Genomic DNA, 1,186 nt, shown 5'->3' with positions numbered 1-1,186 from the left:
CCGTCCACCGGTGTCGGTGTGTTCGATCGCATGGGTGCGAAGCTTCCCGATCTGCCGGCCGAGAAGGACTATCACGGCAAGGTCGATGACGCCTATGGCGCCTATCAGCGCGGCTACTACCTGACGGCGATGGGGATTGCGCTGCCGCGCGCTCAGCTTGGCGATGCGGCAGCGCAGACGCTGATGGGTGAACTGTTGGCGGATGGCCTCGGCGTCAAGCGCGACGCGAAGGCTGCTGCCTTCTGGTACGGAAAGGCGGCCGAGGGCGGTGATCCGGCGGCGATGTTCAAATACGCGCTCATCCTGATGGAAGGCCGCATCGTCAAGCGCGACAAGACGCTTGCCGACACCTACATGCGCAAGGCGGCGGAGGCCGGCAATGCGTCGGCTGAATTCAACTGGGGACAGATCCTGGTGGCCGACAATCCCGGCGACAAGGGGTTGAAGCTGGCGCTGCCGTTCTACGAGAAATCGGCCGAGAAGGGCGTCGCCGACGCCCAATACGCGGTGGCGGAGATCTACTCGTCGCTGCCCGATCTGCCGCCCGAGAAGAAGCAGCTTGCCCGCGAATGGATGGCGCGCGCCGCACATGCTGGGTTCGACACCGCGCAGCTCGATCTCGGCGTCTGGTTCGTCAACGGAACCAATGGCCCGCGCGATTTCGAAAAGGGCTTCCAGTGGCTGAGGATCGCCGCCAATGACGGCAACGTGGTTGCGCAGAATAAGCTGGCGCATCTCTATATCAACGCGCTCGGCACAAAGCCGGATCCTGTCGAGGCTGCCAAGTGGTATGTGCTCTCGCGCCGTGCCGGTCTGCCCGACCCGGCGCTCGAGGATTTCTACCTCGGTATCGAGGAAGAGCAGCAGAAGGCGGGGATCGAAGCCGCCAACAAGTTCCGTCGCCTGCGCTGATCGCGCTCTAGCGTTTTAGAAGAGCGCGTCCTCGAACAGGTCTTCGTCGCTCGTCGCTGCACTTGCCGGCTCGGGTTCGGCTGCGGCCGTCTCTTCGACAGCCGCGATGATGTCGCGGTGGACATTGCGCTCCTGCACCATCGTGTAGAGCTTGAAGATCTTGCGATCGAGCGGGGCGATGGCTTCGGCCAAGTCCGAGATATCGGCGATCTCGGCGCCGGCGGCATCTTCCAGCGTATCGGCGCAGCCTGCCAGCACATCGCCGAGGTCCCGC

The 1,186-nt window shown here is 63.9% G+C and carries 1 protein-coding gene and 1 pseudogene; one reads left to right on the top strand and one right to left on the bottom strand.

Translation table 11 applies throughout. The features are described from left to right. Positions 1-912 (top strand): tetratricopeptide repeat protein (locus B3605_RS12350; protein WP_296434075.1); only part of this gene is annotated, 912 nt, incomplete at its 5' end. A 15-nt stretch (positions 913-927) separates the two neighbouring features. Here B3605_RS12350 and B3605_RS12345 read toward each other — a convergent pair. After that, positions 928-1,186: pseudogene (locus B3605_RS12345) on the bottom strand (chemotaxis protein); the annotation flags it as partial.

This window comes from Rhizobium sp. UBA1881, assembly GCF_002338015.1.
In the GTDB taxonomy this organism is placed as follows: Bacteria; Pseudomonadota; Alphaproteobacteria; order Rhizobiales; family Rhizobiaceae; genus Rhizobium.
This window is presented reverse-complemented; position numbering and strand designations above follow the sequence as displayed.